Source organism: Bradyrhizobium sp. LeoB3 (assembly GCF_055456055.1).
This window is the reverse complement of record NZ_JBVBEF010000016.1, coordinates 1-16,558: the sequence shown is the minus strand read 5'-3', so window position 1 is coordinate 16,558 and position 16,558 is coordinate 1. Positions and strand designations below refer to the sequence as shown.

The window sequence follows — 16,558 nt, the reverse complement described above, 5'->3', positions numbered from 1 at the left end:
GCGAAAGGTGTGTGCATGCCCGTATGCGGGCATGCCGAGAGGAGAAAAGCCGGCAGATCGCTGCCGCACTGCTCACCGGCGCTGCGACCATTGAAAATGCGGCCGCCACATCGCAGGCGGGTTATGGGCATGCGCCGGATCGTCGAAGCGTTCGAAGACTGAGCCATGACCGAGACAACGCCACGCATTGCAAGGGACGTTTTCGGCGCGCTGCCCGATGGCCGCCCGGTCGATCGGGTGGTGCTCTCGGGCGCGCGCGGCTTCCAAGCGCATGTCATCACCTATGGCGCCGCGCTTCAGGCGCTGATCGTGCCCGATGCGGTTGGCCGCTGCGAAGACGTCGTGCTCGGTCACGACGATCTTGCAAGCTATTTGCGCGAGCGGCACTTCTTCGGCGCGACGGTCGGCCGCTACGCCAATCGCATCGCCAATGGCCGTTTCGTGCTCGATGGCGAGGTCGTTCAGCTCGCGGTCAACAACGGCGCGCATGCGCTCCATGGCGGCCCGGACGGTTTTGACCGAAAGCTCTGGCGGATCGCTGACATCGAGGATGGGGCGGAGCCGATGGTGACATTGGCCCATGTCAGCGCTCACGGCGAGGAGGGCTATCCCGGCCGGCTCGACATTCGCGTCGGCTATCGGCTGACCGGGCCGACGGAATTATCCGTCAACTTCGAGGCACGGGTCGATCGTCCGACGATCGTCAACCTGACCAACCACAGCTTTTTCAATCTCGAAGGCGCTGCGTCAGGCGTGGACATCCTCGACCACCGGCTCACGATCGCCGCCGACCGTTTCCTCGCGATCGATCCGAGCGCGATTCCCTTGCCGGAGGCGCCGCGCGCGGTCGCCGATACCCCCTTCGATTTCCGCAAGTCCACGGCAGTCGGTGCCAGGATCCGCTGCTATGATGCGCAGCTTCGAAACGGTAGAGGCTACGACCATAACTTCTGCCTCGATGATGCTGGCGAGCTACGCCTCGCGGCCCGGCTCGAGGCGCCAAGATCGGGGCGGATTCTCGAGCTCCTGACCGATCAGCCTGGATTGCAGATCTATTCCGGAAACTATCTCGATGGCTCGGTTGTCGGAAAGCGAGGCCGGCTCTACCGCCAATCCGACGCTATCTGCCTCGAACCGCAGGTCTGGCCTGATGCGCCGAACCGCGCGGACTTTCCAAGCGCGCGCCTTGCGCCCGGCTCGGTCTATCGGCACCACAGCGTCTATCGGTTTAGTTCCGCGGGCGGGCCGACATGATGGAGCAAGTGCCGACGTCCATTCTGTGCGCCGAGCGCTGCCACCTCGGCGAGGGCCCGACCTATGATGCGGCGACAGATACCGCCTGGTGGTTCGATATCCTCGAGAGCAGGTTGTTCGAGGCTCGCCTCGCGAGCAGACAGGTCCGCGTTCACCGGCTCGGCAGGATGGCGAGCGCGCTTGCGCGCATTGACGCGGAGCGTCAACTTGTTGTCGCGGAAGACGGTCTTTATGTCCGTTCCATCGCCGATGGCTCGATGACGCTTTATCGTCCGCTCGAGGGCGACAATCTCGTCACCCGATCCAACGATGCGCGGGTGCATCCGTCCGGAACGATCTGGATCGGCACCATGGGACGCAAGGCGGAGGCGGGGGCAGGCAGCGTCTACGCGCTCCATCACGGCGAGCTCTCGCGCCTCTTTGCGAACATCACGATTCCGAACGCCATCTGCTTTTCAGTCGACGGCGCGCTCGGCTATTTCGCCGACACCGCGAAGAACGAACTCTATCGCATCGCGCTCGACCCCGTGACAGGCCTGCCGCGCGGCGCACCCGAAGTCTTGCTGCGACACCGTGGCGTTGGCGGCCTTGACGGCGCGGTGGTCGATGCCGACGGCCTGATCTGGAATGCGCGCTGGGCTGGCGGTTGCGTCGATGTCTATAGTCCGCAAGGCGAGCATCTTCGCTGCCTGCATGTCCCGGCGCGTCAGCCGAGCTGTCCGGCGTTCGTCGGGCCCGATCTGTCGCGTCTCCTGGTCACCTCGGCCTGGCAAGACATGGATGCGGCGGCGCGTGCTGCCGACCCGGATCATGGGCGCACGTTCGTCCTGGACGTGGCTGCACGCGGCCGACCGGAGCCGGACGTCAGGCTTGCTAATTCCTAGGAGATAGTCCCGCCCAAATCCTCACTGCAACGACAGAAACGTTCCTAACCTAACGGGAGTGAAAATATGGCCAGACTGAAAACCACGTTGCTTATGCTCGCACTGGCGGGCCTTACCGCCGCGGCATCCGGCCGCGTCGCGCTTGCACAGAAAGCGACGATCGGCATCGCGATGCCGACAAAATCCTCCGCGCGGTGGATCGACGACGGCAACAACATGGCCAAGGTGCTGCGCGAGCGCGGCTACGGCACTGACCTGCAATATGCCGAGGACGATATTCCGAACCAGCTCGCGCAGGTCGAGAACATGGTGACCAAGGGAGCCAAGGTGCTGGTGATCGCGGCGATCGACGGCACCACTCTCTCGGACGTGCTCAAGCAGGCCAAGGGCAAGGGCATCACCGTGATCGCCTATGACCGCCTGATCCGCGACACGCCGAATGTCGACTACTATGCGACCTTCGACAACTTCCAGGTCGGCGTCCAGCAGGCGCAGTCGATCGAGCAGGGGCTGGGGCTGAAGGAGGGCAAGGGCCCGTTCAACATCGAACTGTTCGGCGGCTCGCCTGACGACAACAACGCCTACTTCTTCTACAACGGTGCGATGTCAGTGCTGCAGCCCTATATCGACAGCGGCAAGCTGATCGTCGGCAGCAAGCAGACGGGCATGGACAAGGTCTCGATCTTGCGCTGGGACGGTGCGACCGCGCAGGCGCGCATGGACAATCTGCTCAGCGCCTTCTACGGCAAGAAGCGCGTCGACGCGGTGCTCTCCCCGTATGACGGCCTCTCCATTGGCATCATCTCCTCGCTGAAGAGTGTCGGTTATGGCACGCCCGATCAGCCGATGCCGATCATCAGCGGCCAGGACGCAGAGGTGCCGTCGATCAAGGCAATACTGCGGGGCGATCAATATTCCACCATCTTCAAGGATACCCGCGATCTCGCGCGGGTGACGGCGGATATGGTCGACGCCGTGCTCAACGGCAAGGAAGTACCCGTCAACGACGCCAAGACCTACAACAACGGAGTCAAGACGGTGCCGTCCTATCTGCTCAAGCCGGTGGTGGTGTACAAGAGCAATTGGGACAAGGTGCTGGTTGACAGCGGTTACTACAAGCGTTCGCAATTCGAGTGAGCAAACTGGTCCGGCAAGCGCAGAAGGCCCGCTTGCCGGACGACAGCTCGGTTCCACTGCAGGACATGATACGATGACGGCAATGCTGGAAATGCGCGGCGTCAGCAAGAGCTTTGCAGGCGTGCAGGCGCTACGCGACGTCAATTTCACGGTGGAGGCCGGGCAGATCCACGCCCTCGTCGGCGAGAACGGCGCCGGCAAGTCGACGCTGATGAAAGTGCTGAGCGGCGTCTATCCGCATGGCGACTATGAAGGCACCGTCATCTTCGATGGCGAGGAACAGCGTTTTCGCGACATCAACGATTCGGAGGCGCTCGGGATCATCATCATCCATCAGGAGCTGGCACTGATCCCGCTGATGTCGATTGCCGAGAACATTTTTCTGTCGCATCCGCCGGCGCGGTTCGGCGTGATTGACCGCGACGCAGTGTATCGGTGCACAAGGGAACTGTTGGCCCAGGTCGGTCTGCGCGAACCGCCGGATGCGCTCATTACCGACCTCGGTATCGGCAAGCAGCAACTGGTCGAGATTGCGAAAGCGCTCTCCAAGCGGGTGCGTCTCCTGATCCTGGACGAGCCCACCGCGAGTCTCAATGAGACCGACAGCGCGGCGCTGCTCGACCGGCTGATGGCGTTCCGCCAGCAGGGCATCGCCTCGATCCTGATTTCGCACAAGCTGAACGAGGTCGCGCGCGTCGCCGACCGCATCACCATCTTGCGCGATGGCCGCACCGTTGACTCGATCGACTGCCGGACCGAGCAGGTCGAGGAAGACCGCATCATACGCAGCATGGTCGATCGCGATCTCGCCCATCGTTTCCCGCCGCGCGACGCCAGGATCGGGGACCCCGTGCTGGTGGTGGAGGACTGGAGCGTCCATCACCCGCTCCATCCCGAGCGCCAGGTGATCAAGAATGTCGGCTTCCACGTGCGGCGCGGCGAGGTGGTCGGCATCGCCGGCCTGATGGGTGCCGGCCGTACTGAATTCGCGACAAGCCTGTTCGGCCGCGCCTGGGGCTACAACATCAGCGGACGGGTGTGGCTGGACGGCAGCGAGGTCGACCTCTCCAGCGTGCCGGCGGCCATTGACGCGGGGCTCGCCTATGTGACCGAAGACCGCAAGCAGCTCGGTTTGATCCTTGCCGACGACGTCCGCAAGAATATCACGCTCGCGAGCCTTTCCCAGGTCGCGCCACGATGGGTGATCGACGACATCAGCGAGTTGAAGGCAGCCAGCGACTATCGCAACCGGATGCGAATCCGCTGCTCCGATGTCTATCAGGAAACCGGCCAGCTCTCCGGCGGCAACCAGCAGAAGGTCGTGCTGTCAAAATGGCTGATGACGGACCCAAAAGTCCTGATCCTGGACGAGCCGACCCGCGGGATCGACGTCGGCGCCAAATACGAGATCTATTGTATCATCAATGAACTCGCGGAGGCGGGCAGGGGCGTCGTGGTGATTTCCTCGGAAATGCCGGAGTTGCTCGGCATCTGCGACCGGATCTGCGTGATGAACGATGGCGCCTTTGTCGGCGAATTTGCCGCCGGCGAAGCGACGCAGGAGAAGATCATGCGCGCCATCATGCGCAACAAGCCGATACAAGGCAGCGCGGAGCGGAACAGGATGCGGATGGGTGGAGTGCGGCCATGAGCGACAAGACGGTTTCGCTGCCTGTGCAACGCGGGCATGCGGGGTTCATCAAGAACAGTCTGCGCAACTACGGCATGCTGTTGTCGCTGTTCGCGATCATGCTGTTCTTCCAGATCGTTACCGACGGCACGCTGCTGCAGCCGCTCAATCTTACCAATCTGGTGTTGCAGAACAGCTATATCGTGATCATGGCGCTCGGCATGCTGCTCGTGATCGTCACCGGCCATATCGACCTCTCGGTCGGGTCGGTCGCCGGCTTCATCGGCGCGATCGCCGCCGTGCTCATGGTCCGCTATCACGTCGACTATCCGCTCGCTTTCATCGCCTGCCTGCTGGTCGGCGCGGCGATCGGTGCGGCGCAGGGATACTGGGTTGCCTATTTCGGGATTCCATCGTTCATCGTCACGCTTGCGGGCATGCTGGTGTTCAAGGGCCTTGCCCTGGCGGTTCTGCAGGGACAATCCGTAGGGCCATTTCCGCCGACCTTCCAGAAGTTGTCTTCAGGCTTCATCCCGGAGCTCTTTCCTGGCGCCGACACGCTGCACCCGACCTCGTTGCTGATCGGCGCCGTGCTGGCGCTGGCGCTGGTCTATGCCAGCGCCAAAACCCGTGCCCGTGAGAAATCGCACGGCATCGAGGTCGAGCCGTATGCGCTGTTCGTCGCAAAAAGTGCTGCGCTTCTGGCTGTTATCCTCTACTTCACCTACCTGATCGCTTCGCATCGCGGGCTGCCGAATGTGCTCGTGATTATGACCGCGCTGATCGCGCTCTATGGCTTCGTCACACGCCGGACGATCATCGGGCGCCAAATCTACGCCGTCGGCGGCAATGCCAAAGCCGCCAAGCTGTCCGGCATCAAGACTGAACGGCTCACCTTCCTGACTTTTGTGAACATGGGAGTTCTGGCCGCGCTTGCCGGCCTCATCTTTGCAGCGCGTCTCAACACGGCAACCCCCAAGGCTGGCGCCGGTTTCGAGCTCGACGTCATCGCCGCGTGTTTTATTGGCGGCGCTTCCGCCTATGGCGGCGTCGGGCGGGTCGGCGGCGCCGTGGTCGGCGCCATGATCATGGGTGTGATGAACAATGGGATGTCGATCCTTGGCGTCGGCATCGACTACCAGCAGGTGATCAAGGGATTGGTGCTGCTCGCCGCCGTCTGCATCGATGTCTACAACCAGCGCAGGTGACGACGGACCGGTCCCATTCGACGCGAAGATCAGGTGTCAATATCTGGAAACGCTGGTCAACCAGCATGTCTGAGCGAGGCCAACCATGGCAACCCCTCACGCTGCCGGGCAACCGGTTCTGGAGTTGAAGGGCATCGGCAAGGAGTTCGGCGCCATTCGCGCGCTGCACGGCGTCGACATGCGCATCCTCCCCGGCGAGGTGGTTGGCTTGATGGGAGACAACGGCGCCGGCAAGTCGACGCTCGTCAAGATCATCGCCGGCAATTTCCTGCCGAGTCACGGCGAGATTCGCTTTGACGGCAAGGCGGTTCATTTCGCCCGTCCGATCGATGCCCGCGTGGTCGGAATCGAGGTCGTCTACCAGGACCTCGCGCTCGCCGACAATCTCACGGCGGCCGCCAATGTCTTCCTCGGCCGTGAGCTCAAGCGCAAATTTGGTCCGTTCGCCTTTCTCGATCACAAGGCGATGGCGGCGCGCGCGCTGGAACTGTTCGGAGAACTGCGCTCGGAGACCCGTCCGCACGACCTCGTCAAGCAGATGTCGGGCGGCCAGCGCCAGGCTGTCGCGATCGCCCGGACGCGACTCTCCAATGCCAAGCTCGTGATGATGGACGAGCCGACGGCCGCGATCTCGGTCCGCCAGGTCGAGCAGGTCTTAAGCCTGATCCATCGCCTGAAGGAGCAGGGCGTCGCGGTGATGCTGATCTCGCACCGCATGCCGGACGTATTCGCGGTCTGCGACCGCGTCGTCGTCATGCGCCGCGGTGAGAAGTGCGCCGACAAGGCGATCGATGACACCAGCCCCGAGGAAGTCACCTCCCTCATCACGGGAGCGAAGGAGGCTGCGTGATGGCCACGCCCATGGAATCTCCCATCACCTTCACCAATATCGGCAAGGCCAAATGGTGGCAGAGCGGCTTCTTTGCCTCGCAGACCGGCTACGTCCTGATCGCGCTGGTGGCTCTGTTCGTGGTGATGAACTTCGCGAGCCCGTATTTCTTCACCGAAGGCAATATGCAGAATGTGGCGAAGAACTTTTCCTTCATCGCCATCGCCACGCTCGGCGTGACCCTCGTCATTATCACGGCCGGCATCGATCTTTCGGTCGGCTCAATGATGTGCTTTTCCGCGATGATCACCTCGATGGTCATGACGTACATCTCGACGCCGGGCACGCCTGGCGCGGAGTGGTTCGTGCATCTGGCGGCTGACGGCAAGACGGTGGTCGCCAATGTGCCCGGTTTGATCCTGCTCGTCTCGGTCCTGGCGGGGCTCGGCGTCGCGCTGATGGTCGGCCTCGTCAACGGCTTTTGCATCGCGGTGCTTGGGCTGTCGCCTTTCGTCACCACGCTCGGCATGCTCTCGATCGTGCGCGGCCTTGGCTACGTCATCTCCAACGGCCGCGGCAGTTTTCCCGGTGGCCCCGACGCCGATTATTTCTACGCGCTGACATCGGGCGTTGTGCTCGGCATGCCCGTGTCGTTCATCTATCTCGTGGTTCTCGCGGTGGCGATGGCGGTCGTGCTGCATCACACCAGTTTCGGCCGCCACGTCTTTGCCCTCGGCGGCAATGAGAAGGCGGCCGCGCTGACCGGAATTTCGGTCGTGCGCGTGAAGGTCGAGGTCTATGTGATCTGCGCGCTCGCGGCGGGTCTGCAGGGCATCATCATCTCCGGCTGGCTGGGATCGGCGCCTGCAAACATGGCGACGTCCTACGAGCTCAACGTCATTGCGGCCGCCGTCATCGGCGGTGCCAATCTCGCCGGCGGCGTCGGCGGCCCGCTCGGGGCCATTGTCGGCTGCGTGCTGCTCGAGGTGATCCGCAACGGCCTCGTGCTCGCGCAGGTCAACTCCTATTGGCAGCAGACTCTCGTGGGCGTGATCATCATCGCGGCGGTGCTGGTCGATCGCATCCGATCGCGCATGGCCTAAAGAGCTCCTCCGGGAGGATAACGAAATGATCGTCTATCCGCCTCCCGGAGCCGCTGATTTCAAGGGATAGGCACAAAAAATGTGGAGGGAAGCAATGAGGAAGGTACTTCTTGCCGGCATGGCCATCGCCATGATGGCGACGCCGGCGTTTGCTCAAAGCTACAAATTCGTGATCGTGCCCAAGGCCATGAACAATCCGTTCTTTGATTTCGCGCGCGACGGCTGCCAGAAACGCGCCAAGGAGCTCGGCAACATCGAATGCATCTATAAAGGTCCCGTCGAGCACGAGCCGGCGACGCAAGCCCAGATCATCCAGGATTTCATCACCCAAAAAGTGGACGGCCTGGCCATCTCGGTCGCCGATGTTGCCGCGATGACGAAGTCGATCGAGGCGGCAACGACAGCCGGCATTCCCGTCATCACGTTTGACTCGGACGCGCCGGGCTCGAAGCGGATCGCCTACATCGGCACCAACAACAAGGAGTTCGGCCTCGCGCTTGGCAAGCAATTGCTGAAGCTCCGGCCCGATGGCGGTAAATACGCAATGATCTCCGGCGGGCCGGGTGCGCAGAATTTGGCCGAACGCGTCAATGGCGTCCGCGAAGCGCTCAAAGGTTCGAAGTGGACCGAAGTCCCGGGCTCGCCGACCTTCTGCAACGACGATCCCGCGCTTGGCGTGCAGCAGATGACGGATCTGCGCACCGCGACACCTGACCTCGCGGCGATCATTCCGATCGGCGGCTGGCCCATGTTCGCGCCGGAAGGCTTCAAGGCGTTCGCCAGCAAGAGCAAGAAGGACATGGACGCCGGCAAGTTCACGCTTGTCGTGGCCGACACCCTCAGGATGCAGCTCGAGCTTCTGAACGAAGGTTATGCCAATGCGCTGGTCGGCCAGCGTCCGTTCGAGATGGGCGAGAAATCGATGGATACTCTGCTTGCAATCAAGAAGGGCCAGAAGGTGCCGGAGATCATCCACACCGGTCTCGACGTTGTGACGAAGGACAACGTCGCAAAGATGTTGAAGTAGGAACGTCTGGACCGGATTTCTTCGGCGCAATGGACTAGCGTCGAATCGCAAATTCGTTCGACGCTCGCCGATATTCCCAGTCGGCCCGCTCAAGTTCTGGTCGATCGAACTCTGCCTCGGGGTACCCGACGCAGAAGTAGCCGATGAATTTCCAGGACTCCGGCACTTCAAGAATCTCGTGGATACTGGCTGGGTTCAGGATCGATACCCAGCCAACCCCGATGCCCTCTGCACGCGCGGCGAGCCACATCGAGCAGACCGCCGCGACGACGGAATATTCGACCGTTTCCGGCATGGTTGCACGCCCGAGGCCGTGACCCACGTTGCCTGTCGTTTCCGCGAACACGGCCAGGTGTCCCGGCGCCTCTTCTAAGCCTGAGAGCTTGAGGGCTGCATATCGGGCCGCGCGTTCGCCCGAATAGGACTGCAACGCATCAGCATTGCAGGTCTTGAAGTTTTCGATCACGGCCCGGCGTCTCGCCTTGTCCTCGACAATGACGAACCGCCAAGGCTGGCTCAGGCCGACCGAAGGGGAAAGGCAGGCGATCTCGATGAGCCGCTCGATGGCGTCGCTTGGGAGCGGATCAGGACGAAACCGCCGGACGTCGCGACGCCACACGAACAGCTCGCGCAGTTGCCGGCGAAAGGGTTCGTCGAAGGAAACCATCAGGGCTCACGGTTCTGAATGATGCGGGACCAGCAGCACGGCGATTTCGCCGATCTGTTCGAACGCGCCCAATCTGTCCCCCAATTTGCCGCGTTGCAAGCCGCGCCGTCATCACCCTGACCAGCGAAGCAGGATCAGGCAAGCACGGTCTTGGCGGGCCCAAGACCAAGACACAGTTCTTAGGCAACACCGGCGGCGCTGGCGATAAGTTCGAAGGAGCGCAGCCGAGCTGCGTGATCGTAGACATCGGACACGATCATGAGTTCGTCGGCACCTGTTTCCACAACGAGCGCATTGATGCCCGAACGAACCGTATCGGGCGAGCCAACGATGGAGCGCGCGAGCATGCTCATCGCCTGCGCTTTTTCCGCAGGCGACCAGTAGCTCTCAATATCGTCGATCGGCGGCTGGCTGAGGCCCCGCGCGCCGCGGAAGATGTTCGTGAAGGACATCTGCTGGGTCGTCGCCAGCCTGCGCGCTTCGTCATCGCTGCCGGCGGCGATGATGTTGACGCCCACCATCGCGTAGGGACGGTCAAGTTGCTCGGACGGTTTGAAGCGGCTGCGGTAGATCTGCAGCGCGGGGATCAGCAGGTCAGGAGCGAAATGCGAGGCGAAGGCATAGGGAAGCCCGAGCTCAGCTGCCAGCATCGCGCCAAAGTTACTCGATCCGAGAATCCACAACGGCACTTCCGTTCCCGCCGCCGGCACCGCCTGGATGCGCTGATTGGGACCGGCAGGAGCCAGAAAGGCCTGCACTTCGAGAACGTCCTGCGGGAAGTTTTCGGCCGCTTCGGGCGCACGGCGCAACGCGCGCAGCGTCAGCTGGTCGGTCCCCGGTGCACGGCCCAGCCCGAGGTCAATGCGGCCTGGAAACAGGCGCGCCAGCGTCCCGAACTGCTCGGCGATGACGTAGGGGGCATGGTTGGGGAGCATGATGCCGCCCGCGCCGACGCGGATCGTTTTTGTTCCCGCTGCGATATGACCGATCACAACCGACGTCGCGGCGCTCGCGATGCCCGGCATGTTGTGATGCTCCGCCACCCAAATGCGGCGATAGCCCCAAGCCTCGGCATGGACCGCGATGTCGCGGGCGTTATCGAGCGCGCCGCGGGCATCGGTGTCTTGAGTGACGCGGACGAGATCGAGGATAGACAGTGTCGTCATAGGAACTCCCGAACGAAACCCTCTGTGTGGAATGACGCTGCCAGAGATACTTGGCCGCGTCCAAGCTTGTCCGAAACGGCAGGCTTCATTCGATTCTTGTACCCCATATGGGCACTGTCTCTGTGTGGGTCAATCCGCTGAATCCGGTACGCGATTGACCGACAGTGCCGACCTGCTCCTTGCGTTTTGGGCCTTGATAGGTTTTAAGGCCGGAGACTTCACGATCACAGGTACGAACGAGAAGCGAACCGCGTGGCTTGTCGCCTCCGATCAGGGTGACGTACCCCGGGTAGCGCATGCGCTTCAAACTGTTCTGAGCCTCCACAAAGGAATCCATCATGGCCAAGATGACCAAGAATCAGTTGATTGATGCAATTGCAGAAGGAACGCAGGTTTCCAAGGCAGACGTAAAGGCCGTCATCGAGCAGATGGCGACTGTAGGCTACAAGGAGCTGAATGAGTGCGGCGAGTTCGTCATTCCCGGCTTCGTCAAAATGTCGGTCGTAAACAAGCCTGCTACTGAAGCCCGCAGCGGTATAAATCCTTTCACGAAAGAGCCTATGGAGTTCGCGGCCAAGCCAGCCAGCAGGTCGGTCAAGGCGTCACCTCTGAAGGTGGCTAAAGATGCTGTCTGAAGCGGATGGGTTGGTGGTCGAAAAGATCGGTCCTGGCCAGACGACAACGGGCGCCGTCGGTCTCGTGCGGTGTCCGCAAGATGCCAAGCGCTAGACCTGCACGACTGTATTGATGGTTGCTCTCTCGCGGCAGCACAACGATAGGGATGTAACACCATTGCACATCGACATCCGGCCGCGTTGCGTGCTATCTCGGCGAGTGTCGGTTAGTCGAGAATCGCAGAAGTGACGTTTTCCATCTTGAGGCATTGAACCAGGTTGCCGCGCTCTCGGCGCGGACTCTTGGCCATGCTCGTGATGACCGTGTATGTGAACGTTGCGCGCGAGGCGAATCTGTCGCGCGACATCCCTGATCTGAACGTGACCGCTGGGCGCACTGCGTCCGAAATCCGTCGTTCGTCAGATTCTCATCATGTTGTTCAAGGCCGCCACGCGTCTTGCGTGTGCGACGGCATTGCTGCTCAGCCCTTGGCTGACGGCCGTGTCTCGTTCGCAGACCCTCACGTTGGGGGCGGCGCTGGAGCGCGCGCTCGCAATCTGTCCTCGCTTTACCGCTGCGGAGCGCGATGTCGGCATTGCGACCGGTCAGCGCATCCAGGCGGGTGCACTTCTCAACCCCGAGCTCTCCTACGAACAGGATAATTCGTTCGGTTCCAGCATCTATCGCGGCACGAAGTCGGCTGAAACGACGCCGCAGATCAGCCAGCTCTCCGAGCTGTTCGGCAAGCGCGAAGCGCGGATCGCCGCCGGTCAAGCCGGCCTTCAGGGGGCCGCGATCGAGCGCCAAGCCGTGCGGCTGCAGATCTTGTCCGAGGCCGCTATTGCCTTCCTCAGCGTGCTCGGGCTGCAGCGGAGAATTCACATTCTCGATGAGCAGGTCGCCGCTATCGACCGGCTCTCACCGTTGCTTCAACATCGCGTGGATGCTGGCGCGTCCTCTCCCGCAGAAATCGGCCGTGCCGAGGTTGCATCCGCGCCGAAGCAATCCGAGCCGGAGGGGAAGGGGCACGGAGCCGACGACAAGGGGCACGGGACCGAAGCGCATCGGTGACTCCGTCGAGAGGGGCGAATTACTCGCCAGGATCGAAAGCAACCAAAGCCTGACGGTCTATGAGATGCGATCGCCCATCGCCGGTACGGTGATAGGTCGCCAGATCGCGCTCGGCGAGCGAATAAGCCGATGTCGAGCAAGGGTCTCTCTGGCTCGGCGCTGGTCTCTTCCGGCGCTGACCGGAAGACGCTGACGCTTGTGGTGGCCGACAATGCCCTGAGGGCGGAGGCCAAGCAGGACATCGCACCCGGCTCGACGATCAGCATCACCCTCAAGGGAGCGGAAGGAAAGACCGGGAGGCGAAGTTCAAGAAATGAGCTTTCGCAATTGACTCTTCCGATCGGAGCGTCGCGATTGCGGCGCTCCGATCGTGGATGACGGGAACGCAACGTTGGCAGCGAACGGGACAGGCAGAGATCTGAGGTTGGACCTCTTTTGCGGATTGGCTTACGGCTGGCGGAGCAAAAAAATGTGTCCGAAGGCACGGGGTCGAACTTTGGCCAGCATTCGGCACTTCGATAGAGCAAACGGCCGATAAGGAGGCTCCGATGGATGACGATGAGTTTCGCGTTTGGAGCCATAAGGCCGCTGATTGGGGCGTGAATTATCGCCAAGGTCTGCGCAATCGCCCCGTCCGGGCTCAGACAATGCCCGGAGCTACCTTCAATGCCATTCCTCCAAGCGCGCCCGAATCGCCGGAATCGATGGACGCCATTTTTGCAGACTTTGAAAGCATCGTGATGCCCGGTATCACCCATTGGCAGCATCCGCGGTTCTTTGCCTATTTCCCGGCCAACGCTGCCCCCGCTTCGGTGATCGCCGAGCAATTTGTGTCGGCGATCGCCGCCCAATGCATGCTTTGGCAAACCTCGCCATCTGCAACCGAGTTGGAGACTCGTGTTCTGGACTGGCTGCGCCGGGCGCTCGGTCTGCCTGAAGGCTTCAAGGGCGTCATCCAGGACTCCGCATCATCGGCAACGTTGGCGGCAGTTCTCGTCATGCGCGAGCGCGCACTGAAATGGTACGGCAACAAGCAGGGGCTGTCGGGTCAACCGCGATTGCGGATCTACAGTTCGGATCAGGTGCACACCTCGATCGATCGCGCCATCTGGATTTCGGGAATTGGCGAAGACAATCTCGTGCGCATTCCGGTCCTTGGCGAAATGCGCGGCCTCGATGTCGCAGCATTGGACGCCGCGATCGTCTCGGACCAACAAGCTGGTTTTCTACCCGCGGGCATTGTCGCCAGTGTCGGAGGTACCAGCGTAGGCGGAACTGACAATGTCGCAGGAATCTGTGAAGTCGCGAGACGACACGATCTCTACGTTCACGTCGATGCGGCGTGGGCCGGGTCCGCGATGATTTGCCCTGAGTTTCGCCATCTGTGGGAAGGAGTCGCGCTGGCAGACTCTCTGGTTCTCAATCCCCATAAATGGCTTGGCGCGCAATTCGATTGTTCCGCGCATTTTCTGCGCGATCCCGAAAGCCTGGTGCGAACTCTGGCCATTCACCCAGAATTCCTCAAGACGCACGGCCATGACGGCATCATTCACTTCGCCCCAGCCGTATCAGCCTTCCCCGAAAGGGTCATCGGGTCGGCCTGCGCATCGTACTCGGAATGGAGCATACCACTTGGCCGCCGCTTCCGTGCCTTGAAGATCTGGTTCTTGCTGCGGGCCTATGGGCTAGATGGGTTGCGCAACATGATCCGCAATCATGTGCGCTGGTCGGAGGCGCTGGCCGCGCGGCTGACACGGACAGCCGATTTTCGCGTGACAACCAGGCCCATACTCTCATTGTTCTCGTTTCGCCATGAGCCGAAGAACGTTGCCGACCTTGATGAACACAACCTTCGACTGATCAATGCGATCAACAACGACGGACGGATCTATCTCACGCAGACCAAAGTCGACGGGCAGTTCGTCATCCGATTTCAGGCAGGTTCATTCGATATGACGGAAGCCGATGCGGATGCCGCATTCGAGGTGATCGTCGAAATTGGTCGACGACTGACTGCGCGAGCAGCATCAGCTTAAGTTCCACGCAGGCAGGGTTCGGCATCGCTTCCCGGCCGCCATGACAGATTTCGCTTTCTATCCGGAACGCGCCTGTTAACATCTTCTCGCGTAGTCGAGTTCTTATTCTTAGAGCGTTTTCGAGCGAAGTGGATACCGGTTCGCGTGAAGAAAACGCGTCAACACAAGAATCTAGCGCTTCCGTTCTGATTGAATCAGAACCGAAGCTCTGGTGATGAATTTCGGATTATGACAGGACGCACGAGGGAAAGCCCGTCATGCTCGCTAGGTTCATCGGCACCATCCTGGCTGTCATAACTGCCTGTGTGACCACATGGCATGGAAATGCATATGCAGAGATATTGATCACGACTGCCACCATATCGCGAGGCGAGTTGGTCATCGTAGGAAGGGTTAGGCGGCCTCGCGAGCCCGGCGTGGAGATAAAGATTAGCCCAAATAAAACAGTGCAGGTCGAGAGCACTTCGACTGGAGGGTTTAGGTGGATTGGACCAGAGTTTCCCTCCACCTGCATTGTCAAGATCACCTCCGGGCAGGATACGAGAGACGTGGTGATACAAAACTGCGGCCTTCCCGGTCCTGCCGGACCGCCCGGGCCGGCGGGTCCTCCAGGCCCCGCAGGACCGATGGGCCCGCCCGGGCCTAAGGGAGATTAACGGGTAACCGGGGCGGCCCTAATTCCGGCCGTCGGCAGCAAAGCGTAGGAACTGGCGCTTCATCGCATTGACCTTGGCGAGATAGGCCGCGACGAGGTGATCGCCGCAGCGCTCGCCAGCCATCGTTTGAAAACCCCGCCGTACGAAAGCCCCCGCCGGGCCGGCGCCGCAGAGATGAATGAATGCGGCCAGATCCTGCTTCTGCTGCGGGTTTGCCGTCGCATTCGTCGCGCGGGCGAGAACCGCCGCGACATTGCGGTCCAAATATACGGCCGCCAGTTCGACGGCATGGCTTGGAAGCGTGCGAAGATACAGGCTGGTGAATCCGCAGTCGGCATCGACGACCGCGTTCTTGCGGATGCAAGACCGGGCGGCCTCGGCGTAAGCTGCATCGGTCATCTGATATAGGCCGACGGCGCTCGAGGCCGGTTGATAGACTGCGAGAGGATTCCAGTTGAGTTGCCAACGCCAGTAGGTGCGCGCCACCGGGTTGCCGGTGCTCTCGACTTGGGCCAACGCGGCCAGCAATTCGGGTGTAATCGTGCTGGTCGAGTAGGCACGAAAGAGCGGTCCGTACTGCCGCCACGTTTCACTCGGCTTCTTATCGAGTGCGCCGCCAACGAGGAAGAACAACTCGGTCGGCTTACGGACCACGTGGTAGACGAGGTTCATCAGAGGGAATGCCGCCAGGAGGATCGCGACAACGCCAACGACCGCAACCGCCCGCGGTGCTGTCGTGAGTTTTTGTCGCACCCAACGCCCGCCATGCCAGTGGCGAAGGCGAGGGAGGAACCTGTTCCAGCCTCTCCTGACATGCGTCCTGCGAGAAGAGGGCTTGGTAGTGCGCGGCGAGGACACAGGAATCGTCGGTCCGTCATTCTGTTCTGAATCAACAAGCGACAGTTGATAGGGCGGATTGATCGCGAGCAAAACCCATCATGGAAGGTTGGGTAGACGCGACCATTCGGTCGGCGAAAGTCGGCTCAGGCCGGGCGGCCGGGTGCGACAAAACAACCCGACGGGCAAATCAGCAAAAGTCTGTCCACCCCTCGCGGAAAAAACATTCCGCTTTCGCCGTCGGGCAAATCAGTGATTTAACTCCGCGCGTCTCACGGCGAATGAGGGGCGGCTCGCGATCGTCACGAACGTTGCAGTGAGATGCGGTGGACGAGAGTGTCACGACTGACGAGCGTGATACTCACGGACGGCGAAGTCGTGTGGTCCTGGCGCCCCGACGCTGGCGCTAAGCTCGCGAGCAGCAAGAGCTGCCGCGGG

Annotated in this window: 14 protein-coding genes and 2 pseudogenes; 13 read left to right on the top strand and 3 right to left on the bottom strand. The window is 61.5% G+C overall.

What is annotated here, in order from left to right; translation table 11 throughout:
• Positions 1–165 precede the first annotated feature (165 nt).
• The 8 genes from ACZXDY_RS13810 to ACZXDY_RS13775 all read left to right on the top strand — a co-directional run bounded on the left by ACZXDY_RS13810 (position 166) and on the right by ACZXDY_RS13775 (position 9,072).
• Positions 166–1,254, top strand: coding sequence for an aldose epimerase family protein (locus ACZXDY_RS13810; protein ID WP_464345866.1), 1,089 nt, complete (start codon positions 166–168; stop codon positions 1,252–1,254).
• The gene (locus ACZXDY_RS13805) at positions 1,254–2,138 is read left to right on the top strand and encodes an SMP-30/gluconolactonase/LRE family protein (protein ID WP_464345933.1); all 885 of its coding nucleotides are present in this window, start codon (positions 1,254–1,256) and stop codon (positions 2,136–2,138) included. Before ACZXDY_RS13810 ends, ACZXDY_RS13805 begins: the two co-directional genes overlap by 1 nt.
• A gap of 66 nt (positions 2,139–2,204) precedes the next feature.
• Positions 2,205–3,275 (top strand): multiple monosaccharide ABC transporter substrate-binding protein, encoded by a 1,071-nt coding sequence (chvE, locus tag ACZXDY_RS13800; RefSeq protein WP_464345865.1) that lies wholly within the window; start codon positions 2,205–2,207, stop codon positions 3,273–3,275.
• A 73-nt stretch (positions 3,276–3,348) separates the two neighbouring features.
• Positions 3,349–4,926, top strand: coding sequence for a multiple monosaccharide ABC transporter ATP-binding protein (gene mmsA, locus ACZXDY_RS13795; protein ID WP_464345864.1), 1,578 nt, complete (start codon positions 3,349–3,351; stop codon positions 4,924–4,926).
• Positions 4,923–6,113, top strand: coding sequence for a multiple monosaccharide ABC transporter permease (mmsB, locus tag ACZXDY_RS13790; RefSeq protein ID WP_130223873.1), 1,191 nt, complete (start codon positions 4,923–4,925; stop codon positions 6,111–6,113). The genes mmsA and mmsB overlap by 4 nt, the downstream gene beginning before the upstream one ends.
• 85 nt (positions 6,114–6,198) lie before the next feature.
• Positions 6,199–6,963 (top strand): ATP-binding cassette domain-containing protein, encoded by a 765-nt coding sequence (locus ACZXDY_RS13785; protein WP_464345863.1) that lies wholly within the window; start codon positions 6,199–6,201, stop codon positions 6,961–6,963.
• Positions 6,963–8,045, top strand: coding sequence for an ABC transporter permease (locus ACZXDY_RS13780; protein WP_464345862.1), 1,083 nt, complete (start codon positions 6,963–6,965; stop codon positions 8,043–8,045). The genes ACZXDY_RS13785 and ACZXDY_RS13780 overlap by 1 nt, the downstream gene beginning before the upstream one ends.
• A gap of 94 nt (positions 8,046–8,139) precedes the next feature.
• A complete protein-coding gene (locus ACZXDY_RS13775) occupies positions 8,140–9,072 on the top strand; it encodes a sugar-binding protein (RefSeq protein WP_464345861.1) in 933 nt (310 codons plus the stop codon).
• 34 nt (positions 9,073–9,106) lie between these two features.
• Here ACZXDY_RS13775 and bluB read toward each other — a convergent pair whose 3' ends face one another.
• Positions 9,107–9,739 carry a 5,6-dimethylbenzimidazole synthase gene (gene bluB / locus ACZXDY_RS13770; RefSeq protein WP_028164674.1) on the bottom strand — a complete coding sequence of 211 codons (633 nt, stop codon included), beginning with the start codon at positions 9,737–9,739 and terminating at the stop codon, positions 9,107–9,109.
• Between the two features lie 179 nt (positions 9,740–9,918).
• Positions 9,919–10,905, bottom strand: a complete 987-nt coding sequence (locus ACZXDY_RS13765; RefSeq protein ID WP_464345860.1) for an LLM class flavin-dependent oxidoreductase — start codon at positions 10,903–10,905, stop codon at positions 9,919–9,921.
• A 338-nt stretch (positions 10,906–11,243) separates the two neighbouring features.
• Between ACZXDY_RS13765 and ACZXDY_RS13760 the strand changes: the two genes are divergently transcribed.
• From ACZXDY_RS13760 to ACZXDY_RS13740, 5 genes and pseudogenes are all read left to right on the top strand, one after another.
• Positions 11,244–11,540, top strand: a complete 297-nt coding sequence (locus tag ACZXDY_RS13760) for an HU family DNA-binding protein (protein WP_028164672.1) — start codon at positions 11,244–11,246, stop codon at positions 11,538–11,540.
• Between the two features lie 412 nt (positions 11,541–11,952).
• A pseudogene (locus tag ACZXDY_RS13755) lies at positions 11,953–12,537 on the top strand (TolC family protein); the annotation flags it as partial.
• Positions 12,538–12,577: 40 nt separating this feature from the next.
• A pseudogene (locus tag ACZXDY_RS13750) lies at positions 12,578–12,718 on the top strand (biotin/lipoyl attachment domain-containing protein); the annotation flags it as partial.
• A gap of 2 nt (positions 12,719–12,720) precedes the next feature.
• Positions 12,721–12,969, top strand: a complete 249-nt coding sequence (locus ACZXDY_RS13745) for a hypothetical protein (RefSeq protein WP_464345938.1) — start codon at positions 12,721–12,723, stop codon at positions 12,967–12,969.
• Between the two features lie 170 nt (positions 12,970–13,139).
• On the top strand, positions 13,140–14,627 hold the full coding sequence (locus tag ACZXDY_RS13740) for a pyridoxal phosphate-dependent decarboxylase family protein (protein ID WP_464345859.1): 1,488 nt from the start codon (positions 13,140–13,142) through the stop codon (positions 14,625–14,627).
• A gap of 674 nt (positions 14,628–15,301) precedes the next feature.
• Here the strand turns inward: ACZXDY_RS13740 and ACZXDY_RS13735 are convergent.
• On the bottom strand, positions 15,302–16,036 hold the full coding sequence (locus ACZXDY_RS13735; protein ID WP_464345858.1) for a transglycosylase SLT domain-containing protein: 735 nt from the start codon (positions 16,034–16,036) through the stop codon (positions 15,302–15,304).
• Between the last annotated feature and the right edge of the window lie 522 nt (positions 16,037–16,558).

What these genes read in the sequence shown, in the direction of transcription:
- ACZXDY_RS13745 (WP_464345938.1), top strand. Translation starts at nt 12,721, where the DNA reads ATGTCGAGCAAGGGTCTCTCTGGCTCGGCGCTGGTCTCTTCCGGCGCT.
- chvE (WP_464345865.1), top strand. Translation starts at nt 2,205, where the DNA reads ATGGCCAGACTGAAAACCACGTTGCTTATGCTCGCACTGGCGGGCCTT.
- mmsA (WP_464345864.1), top strand. Translation starts at nt 3,349, where the DNA reads ATGACGGCAATGCTGGAAATGCGCGGCGTCAGCAAGAGCTTTGCAGGC.
- ACZXDY_RS13765 (WP_464345860.1), bottom strand. Translation starts at nt 10,905, where the DNA reads ATGACGACACTGTCTATCCTCGATCTCGTCCGCGTCACTCAAGACACC.
- mmsB (WP_130223873.1), top strand. Translation starts at nt 4,923, where the DNA reads ATGAGCGACAAGACGGTTTCGCTGCCTGTGCAACGCGGGCATGCGGGG.
- bluB (WP_028164674.1), bottom strand. Translation starts at nt 9,739, where the DNA reads ATGGTTTCCTTCGACGAACCCTTTCGCCGGCAACTGCGCGAGCTGTTC.
- ACZXDY_RS13785 (WP_464345863.1), top strand. Translation starts at nt 6,199, where the DNA reads ATGGCAACCCCTCACGCTGCCGGGCAACCGGTTCTGGAGTTGAAGGGC.
- ACZXDY_RS13760 (WP_028164672.1), top strand. Translation starts at nt 11,244, where the DNA reads ATGGCCAAGATGACCAAGAATCAGTTGATTGATGCAATTGCAGAAGGA.
- ACZXDY_RS13810 (WP_464345866.1), top strand. Translation starts at nt 166, where the DNA reads ATGACCGAGACAACGCCACGCATTGCAAGGGACGTTTTCGGCGCGCTG.
- ACZXDY_RS13740 (WP_464345859.1), top strand. Translation starts at nt 13,140, where the DNA reads ATGGATGACGATGAGTTTCGCGTTTGGAGCCATAAGGCCGCTGATTGG.
- ACZXDY_RS13775 (WP_464345861.1), top strand. Translation starts at nt 8,140, where the DNA reads ATGAGGAAGGTACTTCTTGCCGGCATGGCCATCGCCATGATGGCGACG.
- ACZXDY_RS13805 (WP_464345933.1), top strand. Translation starts at nt 1,254, where the DNA reads ATGGAGCAAGTGCCGACGTCCATTCTGTGCGCCGAGCGCTGCCACCTC.
- ACZXDY_RS13780 (WP_464345862.1), top strand. Translation starts at nt 6,963, where the DNA reads ATGGCCACGCCCATGGAATCTCCCATCACCTTCACCAATATCGGCAAG.